Source organism: Viridibacillus sp. FSL R5-0888 (genome assembly GCF_038009105.1).
GTDB lineage: Bacteria > Bacillota > Bacilli > Bacillales_A > Planococcaceae > Viridibacillus > Viridibacillus arenosi.
Genome location: NZ_JBBPAU010000001.1, coordinates 3,111,748 through 3,125,641, shown reverse-complemented (window position 1 = coordinate 3,125,641; position 13,894 = coordinate 3,111,748). Strand labels below are relative to the sequence as shown.

Genomic DNA, 13,894 nt, shown 5'->3' with positions numbered 1-13,894 from the left:
AGCATAGCGTTATGATAGTGATTATTTTAAGTGCTGAAAGTTAGAACAAGAATTTGGTTTTTAAGCACTACATGATTCGTAGTTAAACGAGTCGCCTCAGCATTTCGGTTGTGATACAATATTACGGAAAGAAGGGGTTGAAACCGTGAAAAAGAATATTCAAATCGCAATTGACGGCCCTGCTGGAGCAGGTAAAAGTACAATTGCTAAAATTGCAGCAGAGGCTCTAGGTTATACATACATTGACACAGGTGCTATGTATCGAGCTCTTACATTAAAAGCATTGAAAGAAAATATAAATTTAGAAGATGCGGAAAGTGTAACAAATTTATTAGGAATGACTGACATTACATTAAAACCTTCAGAAAATGGACAGCTGGTATTTTTAGATGGTCAAGATGTTTCTCAAGAAATTCGTTCAAATGAAGTAACCAGTAATGTTTCTAAAGTAGCAGCACATGCAGCTATGCGTGAAATTATGGTTCAACGCCAACAAGAAATGGCGAAATTAGGCGGGGTTGTTATGGACGGTCGTGATATCGGAACAGCTGTTTTAACAGAGGCCGAATTAAAATTATACATGTCTGCAACCGTTGAGGAACGTGCACGTCGTCGTTTTGAAGATAATAAACAACGAGGTATTGTTTCTACTATTGAGCAATTACAAGAAGAGATTGCACTACGTGATAAATTAGATAGTGAAAGAGAAGCTTCACCACTTGTTCAAGCACAAGATGCCATTTTCTTAGATACAACTGAGCTGTCTATTCAACAAGCAGCAGATGCTATTTTAAAATTAGTGCGTGAAAGGATGGCATAAGATGGACTTTTACCAATTTGCTAAATCTGTTGTCTTTACCGCTTTAAAACCGATTTACCGCATGGAAGTGATTGGGCTTGAGAACTTCCCGAAAGAGGGAGGCATTTTACTATGTTCCAATCATATAGATGCACTTGATCCACCTGTTGTAGGAATTACTTCTCCTAGACCAGTGAATTTTATGGCAAAGGAAGAGCTTTTTAAATTACCTATTTTGAAAAGTATTTTGCCAAGTGTTCATGCATTTCCAGTTAAACGTGGATTAAGCGACCGCCAAGCGTTACGCACTGCTCTTGACTTATTGAAACAAGGTCAAGTGGTTGGTATTTTCCCAGAAGGTACAAGAAACAAAACAGGTACTCTTGGAAAAGGTTTTTCAGGCGCAGGATTTTTCGCATTAAAAGGCGAAGCAAATGTAATGCCATGTGCCATTATTGGACCGTACAAGCCATTCAGACGCTTAAAAGTGGTCTATGGTAAACCAATTGATATCGCACCTTATAGAGAACGTCGAGCAAAAGCAGAAGAAGTAACAGAGGTCATTATGGCGAGTATTCAAGAGATACTCGATGAACATTATAAGAAAATTTAAAAAACTTCCAATAAAAAAGAGATAATTTTTGTTTTTGTAAGAGAATTGGAATAAAATAGAGATGGAACGTTGTGAAGGAGGATTACATATGTCTGAAGAAATGAACTTGAATCAAGGTCAAGAATTCCGTGAGGGAGATATCGTCAAAGGTATCGTTGCTCAAGTTGAAGAAAAGGCAGTAACCGTATCAATTGAAGGTGCACCATTTGATGGTGTCGTACCAATCAGTGAGCTTTCAAGCTTGCATGTTGATAAAGCTTCCGACGCAGTCTCAGTCGGCGACGAATTTGAATTAATCATTACAAAAGTAGAAGAAGAGAACTATGTGCTTTCAAAACGTAGAGTAGATGCTATTCATGCGTGGAAAGTGTTAACAACCAAGTTTGAAAATGGTGAAGTAATCGAATCAGAAGTAAAAGATGTCGTGAAGGGCGGCCTAGTGGTAGATTTAGGTGTACGTGGCTTCGTACCAGCCTCTCTTGTAGAAGATCATTTTGTTGAATCATTTGAAGATTACAAAGGTAGAACTATGGCCTTTAAAATTGTTGAAATGGATCAACAGAAAAACCGATTAATCTTATCCCATCGAGCGATCGTAGAAGGTGAAAAAGCTTCTAAAAAAGAGCAATTATTAGGCGGTATCAATGAGGGTGACGTAATAGAAGGCACTGTTCAACGATTAGCTTCATTTGGTGCATTTATCGATCTTGGTGGAGTAGATGGTTTAGTCCATATTTCACAAGTGTCTCATGGACATGTGGAAAATGTGTCAGACGTACTTTCGGAAGGTCAAAAAGTAACTGTTAAAGTATTGTCAGTAGACAAAGACAACGAACGCATTTCCCTATCTATCAAAGACACTTTACCTGGACCATGGGAAGAAGTCGAAGTGAAAGCACAAAAAGGCGCTGTATTAACAGGTACTGTTAAACGACTAGTAAACTTCGGAGCTTTTGTTGAAGTATTCCCAGGTGTCGAAGGTTTAGTGCATATATCTCAAATTGCTCATAAACATATTACAACACCACATGAAGTACTAAAAGAAGGTCAAGAAGTTGAAGTAAAAGTGCTCGATGTCAATAAAAATGAAAGCCGCTTATCATTGAGTATTAAAGCGTTGCTTGAAAATGCTGAAGAGGAAGATTATACTGACTACGAACTACCTGAAGAAACTTCAGGATTCTCTTTTGCGGATGTTATTGGTGACAAATTAAAAAATTTCTCTGAATAAAAAACGTTAAATGCAACAAATAACTATATGGAGCAGGCGGGTTCTTCTCACATCCGCCTGTTTTTTTCTTGTAATGCCCTGTGTATCATTGTAATATATACATATATGATGACTTGAATTGTTGGTGATGGGGAACTTATAAGGTACCATCGCCTTTTTTGTTGTATAATATGTACTATTAGAAGTTGGAAGGATGAATAAATTATGACGAAACCGGTCGTAGCGATCGTAGGCCGTCCGAATGTCGGGAAATCGACTATTTTTAACAGAATCGTAGGTGAGCGTGTATCTATCGTGGAAGATATTCCAGGAGTAACACGTGACCGTATATATAGTTCTGCGGATTGGTTAACACATGAATTTAATATTATTGACACTGGCGGAATTGATATTGGAGAAGAGCCTTTCTTAGATCAAATTCGTCACCAAGCAGAGATTGCCATGGATGAAGCAGATGTTATCATTCTTATGACAAATGGTCGTGAAGGCGTAACTTTAGCTGATGAACACGTTGCGAGAATTTTATATAAAACAAAAAAGCCAGTTGTTTTAGCTGTTAATAAAATTGATAATCCAGATATGCGTGAAATGATGTATGATTTCTACTCATTAGGATTTGGCGAACCTTTTCCAATCTCAGGTTCACATGGCCTTGGATTAGGGGACTTACTTGACGAAGTGGCAAAACACTTCCCAGAAGATGATGAAGAGCAATATGGTGACGATGTCATAAAATTCTCTTTAATCGGCCGTCCGAATGTTGGTAAATCATCTTTAGTAAATGCGTTTTTAGGTGATGAACGTGTCATCGTAAGTGATATTGCTGGTACAACACGTGATGCAATTGACTCACCATATGAATTTGATGGACAGGAATACGTAATAATTGATACTGCAGGTATGCGTAAAAAAGGAAAAGTGTACGAAACTACTGAAAAATACAGTGTACTTCGAGCACTAAGAGCTATTGAACGCTCAGACGTTGTCTTAGTCGTTTTAAACGGCGAAGAAGGTATCCAAGAACAAGATAAGAAAATTGCTGGTTACGCTCATGAAGCTGGTAAAGCAGTCATTATCGTAGTAAATAAATGGGATGCCGTTGAAAAAGATGAAAAAACGATGAATCATACAACAAAGGTGATTCGCGAGCAATTCCAATACCTGGATTATGCGCCAATCGTATTCGTATCAGCGAAAACGAAAAAACGTGTTCATTCATTATTGCCAGTTGTTAACCGAGCAAATGAAAATCACTCTATGCGTATTCAATCAAGTATATTAAATGAAGTTATCGCAGATGCTGTTGCAAGAAACCCTGCTCCTACTGATAAAGGTCGCAGATTACGTATTTACTACGTTACTCAAGTTGCAATTAAGCCACCAACATTTGTTGTCTTTGTAAATGAACCAGAACTTATGCACTTCTCTTATGAACGTTTCTTAGAAAATCGTATTCGTGAAACATTCGACTTCGAAGGCACGCCAATTCGTTTGATTACACGTGCCCGAGGATAATAGTTAAATCTAGGTGGGGGGATCCAAACATGGATAAAGTAACAGTTCTAGGTGCGGGCTCATGGGGCACGTCACTAGCAATAGTATTAGCTGAAAATGGTCATGATTGTTTACTTTGGTCACATCGAGAAGATCAGGCTAAAGAAATTAATGAGCAACACACAAATGCGAAGTATTTGCCAAGCGTACAACTACCAACTACATTAAGAGCGACACATATATTAGATGATGCGGTTGCACATGCTGACGTTATTGTCATGGCTGTACCTACAAAGGGTATTCGCGAAACTTGTCAAAAAATGATGAAGACTTTAGATCGTAAAATTTTATTTGTCCATGTTTCAAAAGGAATCGAACCCGATTCATTATTACGCATTTCTGAGATTATGAGAGAAGAAATAGATGAAGCATTCATTGAAGACATCGTTGTTCTTTCTGGTCCAAGTCATGCTGAGGAAGTAGTTTTACATCATCCAACTACTGTTGCTGCAGCTTGTGAAAACTTGGCATCTGCCGAGCGTGTACAAGATCTGTTTATGAATCAGTATTTCCGCATATATACGAATACAGATGTTATTGGTGTTGAAATGGGTGGTGCGTTGAAAAACGTTATTGCTTTAGCTGCAGGTGTAACTGATGGTTTAGGATATGGTGATAATGCTAAGGCAGCGCTTATTACACGAGGTTTAGCAGAAATATCACGCTTAGGTGTGAAAATGGGTGCAGAGCCTTTAACATTCTCAGGGCTTGCTGGTATGGGCGATTTAATCGTTACATGTACAAGTGTTCACTCACGTAACTGGCGTGCAGGAAATATGCTTGGAAAAGGTATGACGTTACAGGAAGTACTGGACCAAATGGGCATGGTTGTGGAAGGTGTCCGTACAACAAAAGGGGCACATCAACTTGCTGAGAAATACGATGTAATAATGCCAATCACTTCAGCGTTGTATGAGGTGTTATTTGAAGAACAAAATGCTACTGAAGGTGTCGAAAAACTTATGCAACGTATGAAAACACACGAAATGGCAGGATTCTTTGAATAATTGTGACATTTGTCACAAAATTGTACGATAAACAAAACTGATATAAAAGTGTTTGAAATGCAGTAATATCAAGCTCTATTATTAATATGGACAAGAGGTGATGCTTCCTCACCTCTTGTTTTTTTGTGATATAATTTCATCTGTGAGAATGGAAACGGTTTCTAGAAATGAAAGGTGGTTGGTCTGTTGTCAAGCTTAGTCCTACTAAATGGTACTCCTTTTTCTCCAATGGATATGATGTGGATATCTTTCTATTCTATTGGTTTTATGTTAGTAGCGATGGGGTTAATTTACTTAAGTCGTCATAAAATCAAAAATGCAATAGTGAGTTCAATTATAGCGTTGATCTCATATTTATTTTTATTCATAGGTTTCTTGACGATGATGTTTGTCGTCTTCACATGGTAATCCTAAGAAAATGAGGTAAGTATATGAAAAAAACGAGAATGTTATTGTTGATGGCTGTAATAGCTACTCTTTTATCTGGGTGTATGTATCCGCAATCTGAACGTGCTGAGAATCAAGTTCCAGATGAAGCACAACTAATAGTTGTCCAAAAGGCGATAGATTCATTTAGAGATTCTTCAGGCGGATTACTACCAATCGAAAATCGTGATGAGAAAGTAGATCAATATATAAAGTACCCCATTAAATTCGAAAAATTACTAAATGGTCATTTAGACAAGATTCCTGGGAATGCCTATGAAAAGGGTGGAATTTATCAATATGTCATTTGGAATGCAGAGAGTAAAAAACCACTTGTTAAACTAGTAGATTTACGTGGTGCAGAAATAATTCGTGAATTGAACATAAAAAAAGGTGTGAATGGTTTCGTCCCAATCTCTGATAAAATTATTGGTGATATTTATCAAATGGATTATGTGAAGATGGGTTACAAAAAATCACCTTCAGTCCCAAGTCCTTATTCGAGTGTAAATCTGCCTTTAGTTGTAAAAGGTAGTGGAGAAATTTGTATTGATTATTCTATTGAATTACAACGTATATTAGATGAAGATAATCCAAAAGTAAAATCAGGCGATGACATCCGTTATTTGTTATCTGATAAATACTCTATTTTACCAGCCTATTCTTTACCGTACACAGTAAACGATAAGAATGAAGTCATTTTCTTAACCGATAAAAAATAACCTTCTAAAACGTTTGATGCTTTTAGCATGAAACGTTTTTTTCATGCATAGAATAGATTGCGTAGAATAGGAGGGATTCACATTTCAGAACAATTATATGAGCAAATTGTGGAGCGCACAAACGGTGATGTATATATTGGGGTAGTAGGGCCAGTACGAGTAGGGAAATCAACGTTTACAAAGCGTGTAATGGAAGTTATGGTATTGCCAAACATCACAGATGAAGCAGAACGATTAAGAGCACAGGACGAGCTGCCTCAAAGCTCTCCAGGCCCTGTTATAATGACTGCCGAACCTAAATTCGTCCCAGCTAAAGGAACACAAATTGCAGTAGGAGAAGGGCCCCTTACGATGCAAATTAGACTAGCTGATTGTGTGGGTTATATTATTGACGGTGTGAAAGGGTATGAGGATGAAAATGGTCCGAAATTAGTACACACGCCGTGGCATAATGAGCCAATTCCTTTCCAGGAAGCGGCTAGAATTGGAACAGATAAAGTCATCCGTGATCATTCAAATATTGGTATTGTTGTTACTACAGATGGCTCTGTTAATGGTATACCAAGGCAGGCAGCTGAAAAAGCAGAAATTGAAATAATTGAGCAACTTCAGTCAATTGGTAAGCCATTTGTTGTGGTAATAAATAGTAAAATGCCTGCGCATAAAGATACTGTGGCGCTGAAAAATGAGCTATCTGATCGCTATCAGGTACCAGTAATTAGTACTTCTGCGGATCAAATGAGTGTGCAAGAAGTAAATGAAATTTTGAAAGAAGCACTTTACGAATTTCCAATTACATCGATCGAAGTGGAACGCCCTGACTGGATGGAGGTCATTGGAGATACGAATACAATTAACGTCTCTTTAAATGACGCCATCACTACATGGAGTGATTCTGTAACGAAAATTCGAGATGTCAAACATATTGCAACAAAACTAGGTGAAGAAGATTATATTTCCAATGCAGAAGTAACCGATGTCAATCCAGGTATGGGTAGTGCGAGAATTACTATTCAAGTAAAAAATGATATATATCAAGCTATTTGTGAACAATTTTTGGATGAACCAGTAGTTACTAAAAAGGAATGGCTGTTATTTATTAAAGAATCACAGGAAGCTAGACAGGCTCATAAACGCTTCCATGAAGCCATTGAAAAAGCGAAAAAAGATGGTTATGGAGTTACTCTGCCTAATATGCAAGAACTTGAACCAACACCACCAGAAATCATTAAACAAAATAATTTCTTTGGTGTACGCATGAAGGCAAATGCGCCGTCGTATCATATTTTACGTATTGATATGGAAGCGGAATTTGCTCCATTAATAGGGTCTGAGTTTCATAGTCAGCAGCTATTAAAAGATTTGAAACACGGATATTATCATGATAGAGATGCACTTTGGAATACCCAATTATTTGGTACACCGCTTTATGAGGTCATGAAGGAAAGTATAGCTTATAAAACAAATGCTGTGCCAGCTCATGCAAAAACGAGAATGCGTCAAACGATTGAACGGATGGTAAACCAAGGTGATCGTGGTATGGTAACTTTCATTTTATAATTACCAAATTACCTATAAAATAAGAAAAAAAAGCCTTTTTGTGACTGTGCAAAAAGGTTTTTTTGCGTTTTATAAGGATTATATTTGCTTAAACTAGGCAAAAGGAGTATAAATATTGTTGCATAGGGTTTTCGGTTGTGATAATCTTTTTACATGATTGAGTCAATGCCCCTTGAGAGGAGGTGAATGGTGTGAATAAAACAGAATTAGTTAACTCTGTTGCTGAAGCTGCAGGTCTTTCTAAAAAAGACGCTTCTAAAGCAGTTGAAGCAGTATTTGATACAATTCAAGAAGCTCTTACAACGGGTGATAAAGTACAATTAATCGGTTTTGGTAACTTTGAAGTACGTGAACGTGCGGCTCGTAAAGGTCGTAACCCACAATCAGGTGAAGAAATCGAAATCGCTGCTAGCAAAGTGCCTGCTTTCAAACCAGGTAAAGCGCTTAAAGATGCTGTCAAATAATAGTATCTAGGGTACATAGAACAGCTTTCTTCGGAAAGCTGTTCTTTTTGTTTGCTATTAGCTAGACTTTTTTAAATGAATTAGACACTAGAAATGAACAAGAAATTTATTATTCTTGTTCATTTCTAGTGTGAGGAGCAGGGAATTGTAATAATTCATGCTGTAATTTATCGATTAAGATACTATTTGTTTTAGAATTATTCACTTTTTTAGTTTCGTATGTTATATAGTTATATAGCTTTTAATTGTAAAACGGAAAAATAAATAAGTTCTAGAATTAGTGGGTATTTAAGCGTACAGAGATATTCTCTACAAAACCTGCTATCTAGAATGGATGGATTAGGGATTACAACGAAAAGTGAATACATATGAAATTGCCTATTGAGTTAAGTAAATCAAAAAATTTAAAACTAATATGGTTTTGATAAAAAAGGTAATGGATAAATCACCAAAAATACCCGCTCTAATATTAGGCAAGGCATTTTGCATTTTGCTTTGATTGTGCTAACATCACAAGGTAACTAGTAATGTAGATATAATGGGGGATTAATGTTGACTACTACGGATTTAAATAAAATAGAACAAGCGATTAAAATGATTCTTGAAGCAGTTGGAGAAGATCCAAATCGTGAAGGGCTTTTAGATACACCAAAGCGTGTTGCAAAAATGTATCAAGAAATGTTCTCAGGATTGCATGAAGATCCAAAAAAATATTTTGAAACAGTTTTCCATGAAGGTCATGATGAGGTTGTCCTTGTGAAGGATATCCCGTTCTACTCAATGTGTGAACATCACTTAGTACCATTTTATGGTAAAGCGCATATTGCATACATACCAAAAGATGGCGTTGTAGCAGGTTTAAGTAAATTAGCAAGAACTGTTGAAACAGTATCGCATCGTCCGCAATTACAAGAACGAATTACTGCAACAATTGCTGATACCTTGATGGAAATGCTTAAGCCACAAGGTGTTTATGTAGTTGTTGAAGCAGAGCATATGTGCATGACAATGCGAGGAATTAAAAAGCCTGGAGCTAAGACTATCACATCTGTATCAAAAGGAATCTTTGAAGAAGACGACATAAAACGTTCAGAAATACTATCATTCATTCAAATGTCTTAAAATAGCCTTTTATTTGTGATATGATGAACAAAGGAAATAATGTAGCAAGGAGAATGTTGATATGTCTCAGAATGACTATATAGTAATCCGTGCAGAAGAAGATGGCGTTCACGTAATCGGTTTAACTCGCGGTACAGATACAAAGTTTCATCACTCCGAAAAATTAGATAGCGGAGAAATTATGATTGCACAATTTACAGAGCATACATCAGCTATGAAAATTCGCGGTAAAGCAGAAATTCATACAGCTTATGGCGTCGTAAACAGTGAAGCAAAAAAATAATCATAAACTTAATTTTTAAAAAAACTAGTATTGCACGAAAATAATATAAATGTTCGTAAAGTATATGACAACAGGAAATGAACTGAAATGGAGAAAAGTTTATGAATGCAACTATCATTGATAACAAAATACAAGAACTACAAAACAATATTTTAATGCAATTGCATCATAGAACGCTCCTCAAATATACAGGTCAGCCAATCGTTGAAAATGAGACATTGTTTTATCTATTGTTGCCATTTTTGAATGGTGAAATATGGACTAATGAGCAAGATGAAGTATCTACAACAATTGGTATTATCTACACTGCACTTCATGCTCATGACCAAATCGATGAAGTAGACGCTACATCGAAGGATCAACAATTAACGGTTTTGGCAGGAGATTTTTATAGTGGCATATATTATCAACTATTGTCTAAAATACCTAATATCGCTTTGATTCGCTCATTATCGGATGGTATCGTTGACATTAGTGAAAAGAAGACAGCTATCTATGAACCAACTATTCGACCTATAACAGATTGGTTGCATGCATTAACTGTCATCGAATCGAAGTCTATTGAACAATTTATGAAGCATTATTATTTTGACCAATATATACCACTAATGCAGCAAGGCTTATTATTAAATAGACTATCTTATGAATTGCGTAACTTACAAGAAACACATATGAAGACTCGCATAGTGGCAGCCATTGAGAAAAGTGAGCAGTTTACTTCTACGAAGAGATCAGCAGAGCGAATTTTAGAAGAGTTAGTATCAGAGCTTTCATCTACATTTACTCGAAGTATTTCAACTTCTCCATTTCTTCAAGATGAAGTGAAAACGCTCATTGTAAATCGCATGCCAAGAATTGCATGTGAACATCAAACGACGAGAGAAGGTTGAAAACAGTGTCGCAATCTAAAGAAGAACGCGTACATGAAGTGTTTGAGAATATCTCTGATAGCTACGACAAAATGAACTCTGTCATTAGCTTTCAATTACACAAAAAATGGCGCAAAGATACGATGAATCGTATGCAAGTGAAACCAGGCTCAAAAGCTTTAGACGTTTGCTGTGGCACGGCAGACTGGACGATTACTATGGCAGAAGCTGTTGGCGAAACTGGACAAGCAACAGGTCTGGATTTTAGTCAAAACATGTTAAATGTGGGCATTGAGAAAACAAAATCTTATCCTCAAATCAATCTTTTGCAAGGGAATGCCATGGAATTACCTTTCCCAGATAATTCATTTGATTATGTAACAATTGGTTTTGGGCTTCGAAATGTACCGGATTATATGCAAGTGTTGAGTGAGATAAATCGAGTATTAAAGCCTGGTGGTATGGCAGTTTGTTTAGAAACATCACAATCAGAAATTCCTGGTTACCGTCAATTATTTAGATTATACTTCAAATACATTATGCCGATTTTTGGTAAGCTATTTGCTAAAAGTTATAAAGAATATTCATGGTTACAAGAATCTGCGGATGAATTCCCAGGTATGAAACAATTGAAGAAAATGTTCGAGCAAGTAGGATTCGAAAATGTGAAATATAAAGCATATAGTGGCGGAGCTGCTGCTATGCATATGGGCTTCAAAAAAGAAAACTAGGTGGGAGAAGGTTTATTCACGTGGAAAAGATGAAGTTAAAACTACTCTATTCTGATTTGAAATCAGATATAGAAATCATCGAAAAAGAATTAGAAACAGCGTTGAATTCGTCTTCTCACTTCTTGAATGATGCTTCTCTTCACTTGTTAAAAGCTGGAGGGAAAAGAATTCGTCCCGTTTTCGTTTTACTTGCTGCTAAATTTGGTCAGTATGATATTGAAATGATAAAAAAAGTAGCAGTATCATTGGAGTTAATTCATATGGCTTCACTCGTTCATGATGATGTTATTGATGATTCGGAAATGAGAAGAGGAAGACCTACAGTTAAATCTCAATGGAATAACAGAGTGGCAATGTACACTGGCGACTTTATTTTTGCACGAGCACTGCAATATATTACTGATATCGATAATCCGAAAGCGCATCAAATTTTATCAGAAACGATGGTAGAAATTTGTGTTGGAGAGGTTATCCAAATCGAAGATAAAATGCAACTCGATCAAAATATGCGTGACTATTTTAGAAGGATTAAACGTAAAACCGCATTACTTATAGCATCTAGTTGCCATCTAGGTGCTGTTGTTGCGGGCGCAGACGAACGCGTTGCAAGCCATTTAAAGAGATTCGGTTATTTTGTCGGCATGTCTTTCCAGATTATCGACGATATTCTTGATTTGACATCAACAGACAAACAACTCGGTAAGCCGGCAGGAAGTGATTTACTACAAGGTAATATTACTTTGCCCGTTTTGTTAGTGAAAGATGACCCTACTATGCGTCCTCTCATTGAAAAAGCATTGGCTGGTACAATGACCGAAGATGAAAGACAAGAGTTTTTGGGGAAGATTCGTGAATCAGAAGCAATTAAGAAGGCGAAAAAGATAAGCGACACATATTTGCAAAAAGCATTACGTGAAGTTGAAGCTCTTCCGCAAAATTCGATCAAAAAATCCTTGCGTGATATCGCATTATATATGGGTAAGCGCAAATTTTAATACTATATGTTGAACTATCTGTCGGACAATGATAATATTTTACGGTGGGTATAAAACCTGTAAACATTTCTTAAGGAGTTGTATTTTAACAATGGCTATTCAAAAAACATTTCTAATGGTTAAACCTGATGGCGTTAAACGTCAATTAGTAGGTGAAATCGTAGATCGTTTCGAACGTAAAGGTTTCGAACTTAAAGGCGCTAAATTAATGCAAATTACTGAAGAGCTTGCAAAAAAACACTACGCAGAACATGCTGAACGTCCATTCTTCGGTGAATTAGTAGAATTCATCACTTCTGGTCCTGTATTCGCAATGGTATGGGAAGGCGAAAACGTAATCTCTGTAGCACGTTTAATGATGGGCGCTACAAACCCTGCTGAATCAGCTCCAGGAACAATTCGTGGAGATTACTCTACTACTGTTTCTCACAATGTTATTCACGGTTCAGATTCTTTAGCTGCAGCTGAACGTGAAATCGGTTTATTCTTCAACGAAAACGAATTAGTATAATTCATATTTTCAAAGCTGTTCGCAATTTTGCGGACAGCTTTTTTTCTCTGTTATTTTATAAGTTTAAAAATTCGAATAGATTTGTTTAAATTGTCAAACAAGTCTGCATTTCTACTATTTAAGTAATGACTTATATCCATTATAATAGAATTAGGTTGAAGGAGAGGGAAGATAAGCTTATGACGGATTACGAACAATTTGTAGAAAGTATTAAGAGAAAAACAAGTATTGACCTAGCTTTATACAAAGAGGCTCAAATGAAAAGGCGTTTAACATCTTTGTATGAAAAAAAAGGCTATAAAAGCTTCATCGATTTTTATAATGCTTTAGACAAAGATCGTGCACTATTAGATGAATTTTTGGATCGTATGACTATTAATGTTTCCGAATTTTATCGTAACGGCAAGAGATGGGAAGTTCTTCAAAACAAAATATTCCCTCGTCTATTACAGCAAAATAAGAAATTAAAAATTTGGAGTGCCGCTTGTTCTACAGGTGAAGAACCATATTCTTTAGCGATGACGTTATCAAATCATGTGCCATTATCCCAAATCTCTATTACAGCAACAGATTTAGACGAAAATGCCATTGCAAAAGCAAAAGCGGGTGTTTATCCTGAACGCTCTTTAGCAGAAGTACCAAATGATATCAAAGAGAAGTATTTTGATAATGATGGCTCTTTTTATAAGGTTAAAAACGAAATAAAAAAAACAGTCACATTTAAAAAGCATAACCTATTAAAAGATACATATGATCAAAACTATGATTTAATTGTTTGCCGTAATGTGATGATATATTTCACTGAAGAAGCAAAGGATCAAATTTACGATAACTTTAGTAAGTCACTTCGTTCAGGTGGCGTATTATTTGTAGGTTCAACAGAACAAATTTTTAATCCTTCTAGATATCAATTAGATATTGAGGATACGTTTTTTTATAGAAAGCTGTAAATGTGTTTATATATATAGGTTAACGAAAGGACGCTTTTCGCAATGAATGCGAAAGGC

General features: G+C 36.3%; 16 protein-coding genes. All 16 read left to right on the top strand.

The annotated features are described in order from the left end of the window. The first annotated feature begins 145 nt into the window (after positions 1-145). The 16 genes from cmk to MKY02_RS15520 all read left to right on the top strand — a co-directional run bounded on the left by cmk (position 146) and on the right by MKY02_RS15520 (position 13,837). The gene (gene cmk, locus MKY02_RS15595) at positions 146-820 is read left to right on the top strand and encodes a (d)CMP kinase (RefSeq protein WP_340711498.1); all 675 of its coding nucleotides are present in this window, start codon (positions 146-148) and stop codon (positions 818-820) included. A 1-nt stretch (position 821) separates the two neighbouring features. After that, positions 822-1,412, top strand: coding sequence for a lysophospholipid acyltransferase family protein (locus tag MKY02_RS15590; RefSeq protein ID WP_038190746.1), 591 nt, complete (start codon positions 822-824; stop codon positions 1,410-1,412). 88 nt (positions 1,413-1,500) lie between these two features. After that, positions 1,501-2,643 (top strand): 30S ribosomal protein S1, encoded by a 1,143-nt coding sequence (gene rpsA / locus MKY02_RS15585; protein WP_038190745.1) that lies wholly within the window; start codon positions 1,501-1,503, stop codon positions 2,641-2,643. 204 nt (positions 2,644-2,847) lie between these two features. After that, positions 2,848-4,158: a ribosome biogenesis GTPase Der gene (gene der / locus MKY02_RS15580; protein WP_038190744.1), complete on the top strand. Its 1,311-nt coding sequence runs from the start codon at positions 2,848-2,850 to the stop codon at positions 4,156-4,158. A 29-nt stretch (positions 4,159-4,187) separates the two neighbouring features. Further along, entirely contained in the window at positions 4,188-5,204 is a 1,017-nt protein-coding gene (locus tag MKY02_RS15575) for an NAD(P)H-dependent glycerol-3-phosphate dehydrogenase (RefSeq protein WP_038190742.1), read from the top strand. A 186-nt stretch (positions 5,205-5,390) separates the two neighbouring features. After that, positions 5,391-5,612 carry a DUF2768 domain-containing protein gene (locus MKY02_RS15570; protein WP_227752011.1) on the top strand — a complete coding sequence of 74 codons (222 nt, stop codon included), beginning with the start codon at positions 5,391-5,393 and terminating at the stop codon, positions 5,610-5,612. 23 nt (positions 5,613-5,635) lie between these two features. Next, entirely contained in the window at positions 5,636-6,352 is a 717-nt protein-coding gene (locus tag MKY02_RS15565) for a hypothetical protein (RefSeq protein ID WP_038190740.1), read from the top strand. Between the two features lie 57 nt (positions 6,353-6,409). Continuing rightward, positions 6,410-7,912 (top strand): stage IV sporulation protein A, encoded by a 1,503-nt coding sequence (spoIVA, locus tag MKY02_RS15560; protein ID WP_327192377.1) that lies wholly within the window; start codon positions 6,410-6,412, stop codon positions 7,910-7,912. Between the two features lie 191 nt (positions 7,913-8,103). Next, positions 8,104-8,376 carry an HU family DNA-binding protein gene (locus MKY02_RS15555; RefSeq protein ID WP_038190738.1) on the top strand — a complete coding sequence of 91 codons (273 nt, stop codon included), beginning with the start codon at positions 8,104-8,106 and terminating at the stop codon, positions 8,374-8,376. Positions 8,377-8,928: 552 nt separating this feature from the next. Next, positions 8,929-9,498 carry a GTP cyclohydrolase I FolE gene (gene folE, locus MKY02_RS15550; RefSeq protein WP_081730155.1) on the top strand — a complete coding sequence of 190 codons (570 nt, stop codon included), beginning with the start codon at positions 8,929-8,931 and terminating at the stop codon, positions 9,496-9,498. Positions 9,499-9,559: 61 nt separating this feature from the next. Beyond that, on the top strand, positions 9,560-9,781 hold the full coding sequence (gene mtrB / locus MKY02_RS15545; RefSeq protein WP_038190686.1) for a trp RNA-binding attenuation protein MtrB: 222 nt from the start codon (positions 9,560-9,562) through the stop codon (positions 9,779-9,781). A 101-nt stretch (positions 9,782-9,882) separates the two neighbouring features. After that, a complete protein-coding gene (locus MKY02_RS15540) occupies positions 9,883-10,671 on the top strand; it encodes a heptaprenyl diphosphate synthase component 1 (RefSeq protein ID WP_340711496.1) in 789 nt (262 codons plus the stop codon). A gap of 5 nt (positions 10,672-10,676) precedes the next feature. Next, positions 10,677-11,381: a demethylmenaquinone methyltransferase gene (locus MKY02_RS15535; protein ID WP_038190684.1), complete on the top strand. Its 705-nt coding sequence runs from the start codon at positions 10,677-10,679 to the stop codon at positions 11,379-11,381. 20 nt (positions 11,382-11,401) lie between these two features. Continuing rightward, on the top strand, positions 11,402-12,376 hold the full coding sequence (gene hepT, locus MKY02_RS15530) for a heptaprenyl diphosphate synthase component II (RefSeq protein ID WP_038190681.1): 975 nt from the start codon (positions 11,402-11,404) through the stop codon (positions 12,374-12,376). Positions 12,377-12,467: 91 nt separating this feature from the next. After that, complete coding sequence (gene ndk / locus MKY02_RS15525; RefSeq protein WP_038190677.1) at positions 12,468-12,887, top strand: nucleoside-diphosphate kinase; 420 nt, start codon at positions 12,468-12,470, stop codon at positions 12,885-12,887. Between the two features lie 179 nt (positions 12,888-13,066). Beyond that, positions 13,067-13,837: a CheR family methyltransferase gene (locus MKY02_RS15520; RefSeq protein WP_038190675.1), complete on the top strand. Its 771-nt coding sequence runs from the start codon at positions 13,067-13,069 to the stop codon at positions 13,835-13,837. Positions 13,838-13,894 lie beyond the last annotated feature (57 nt).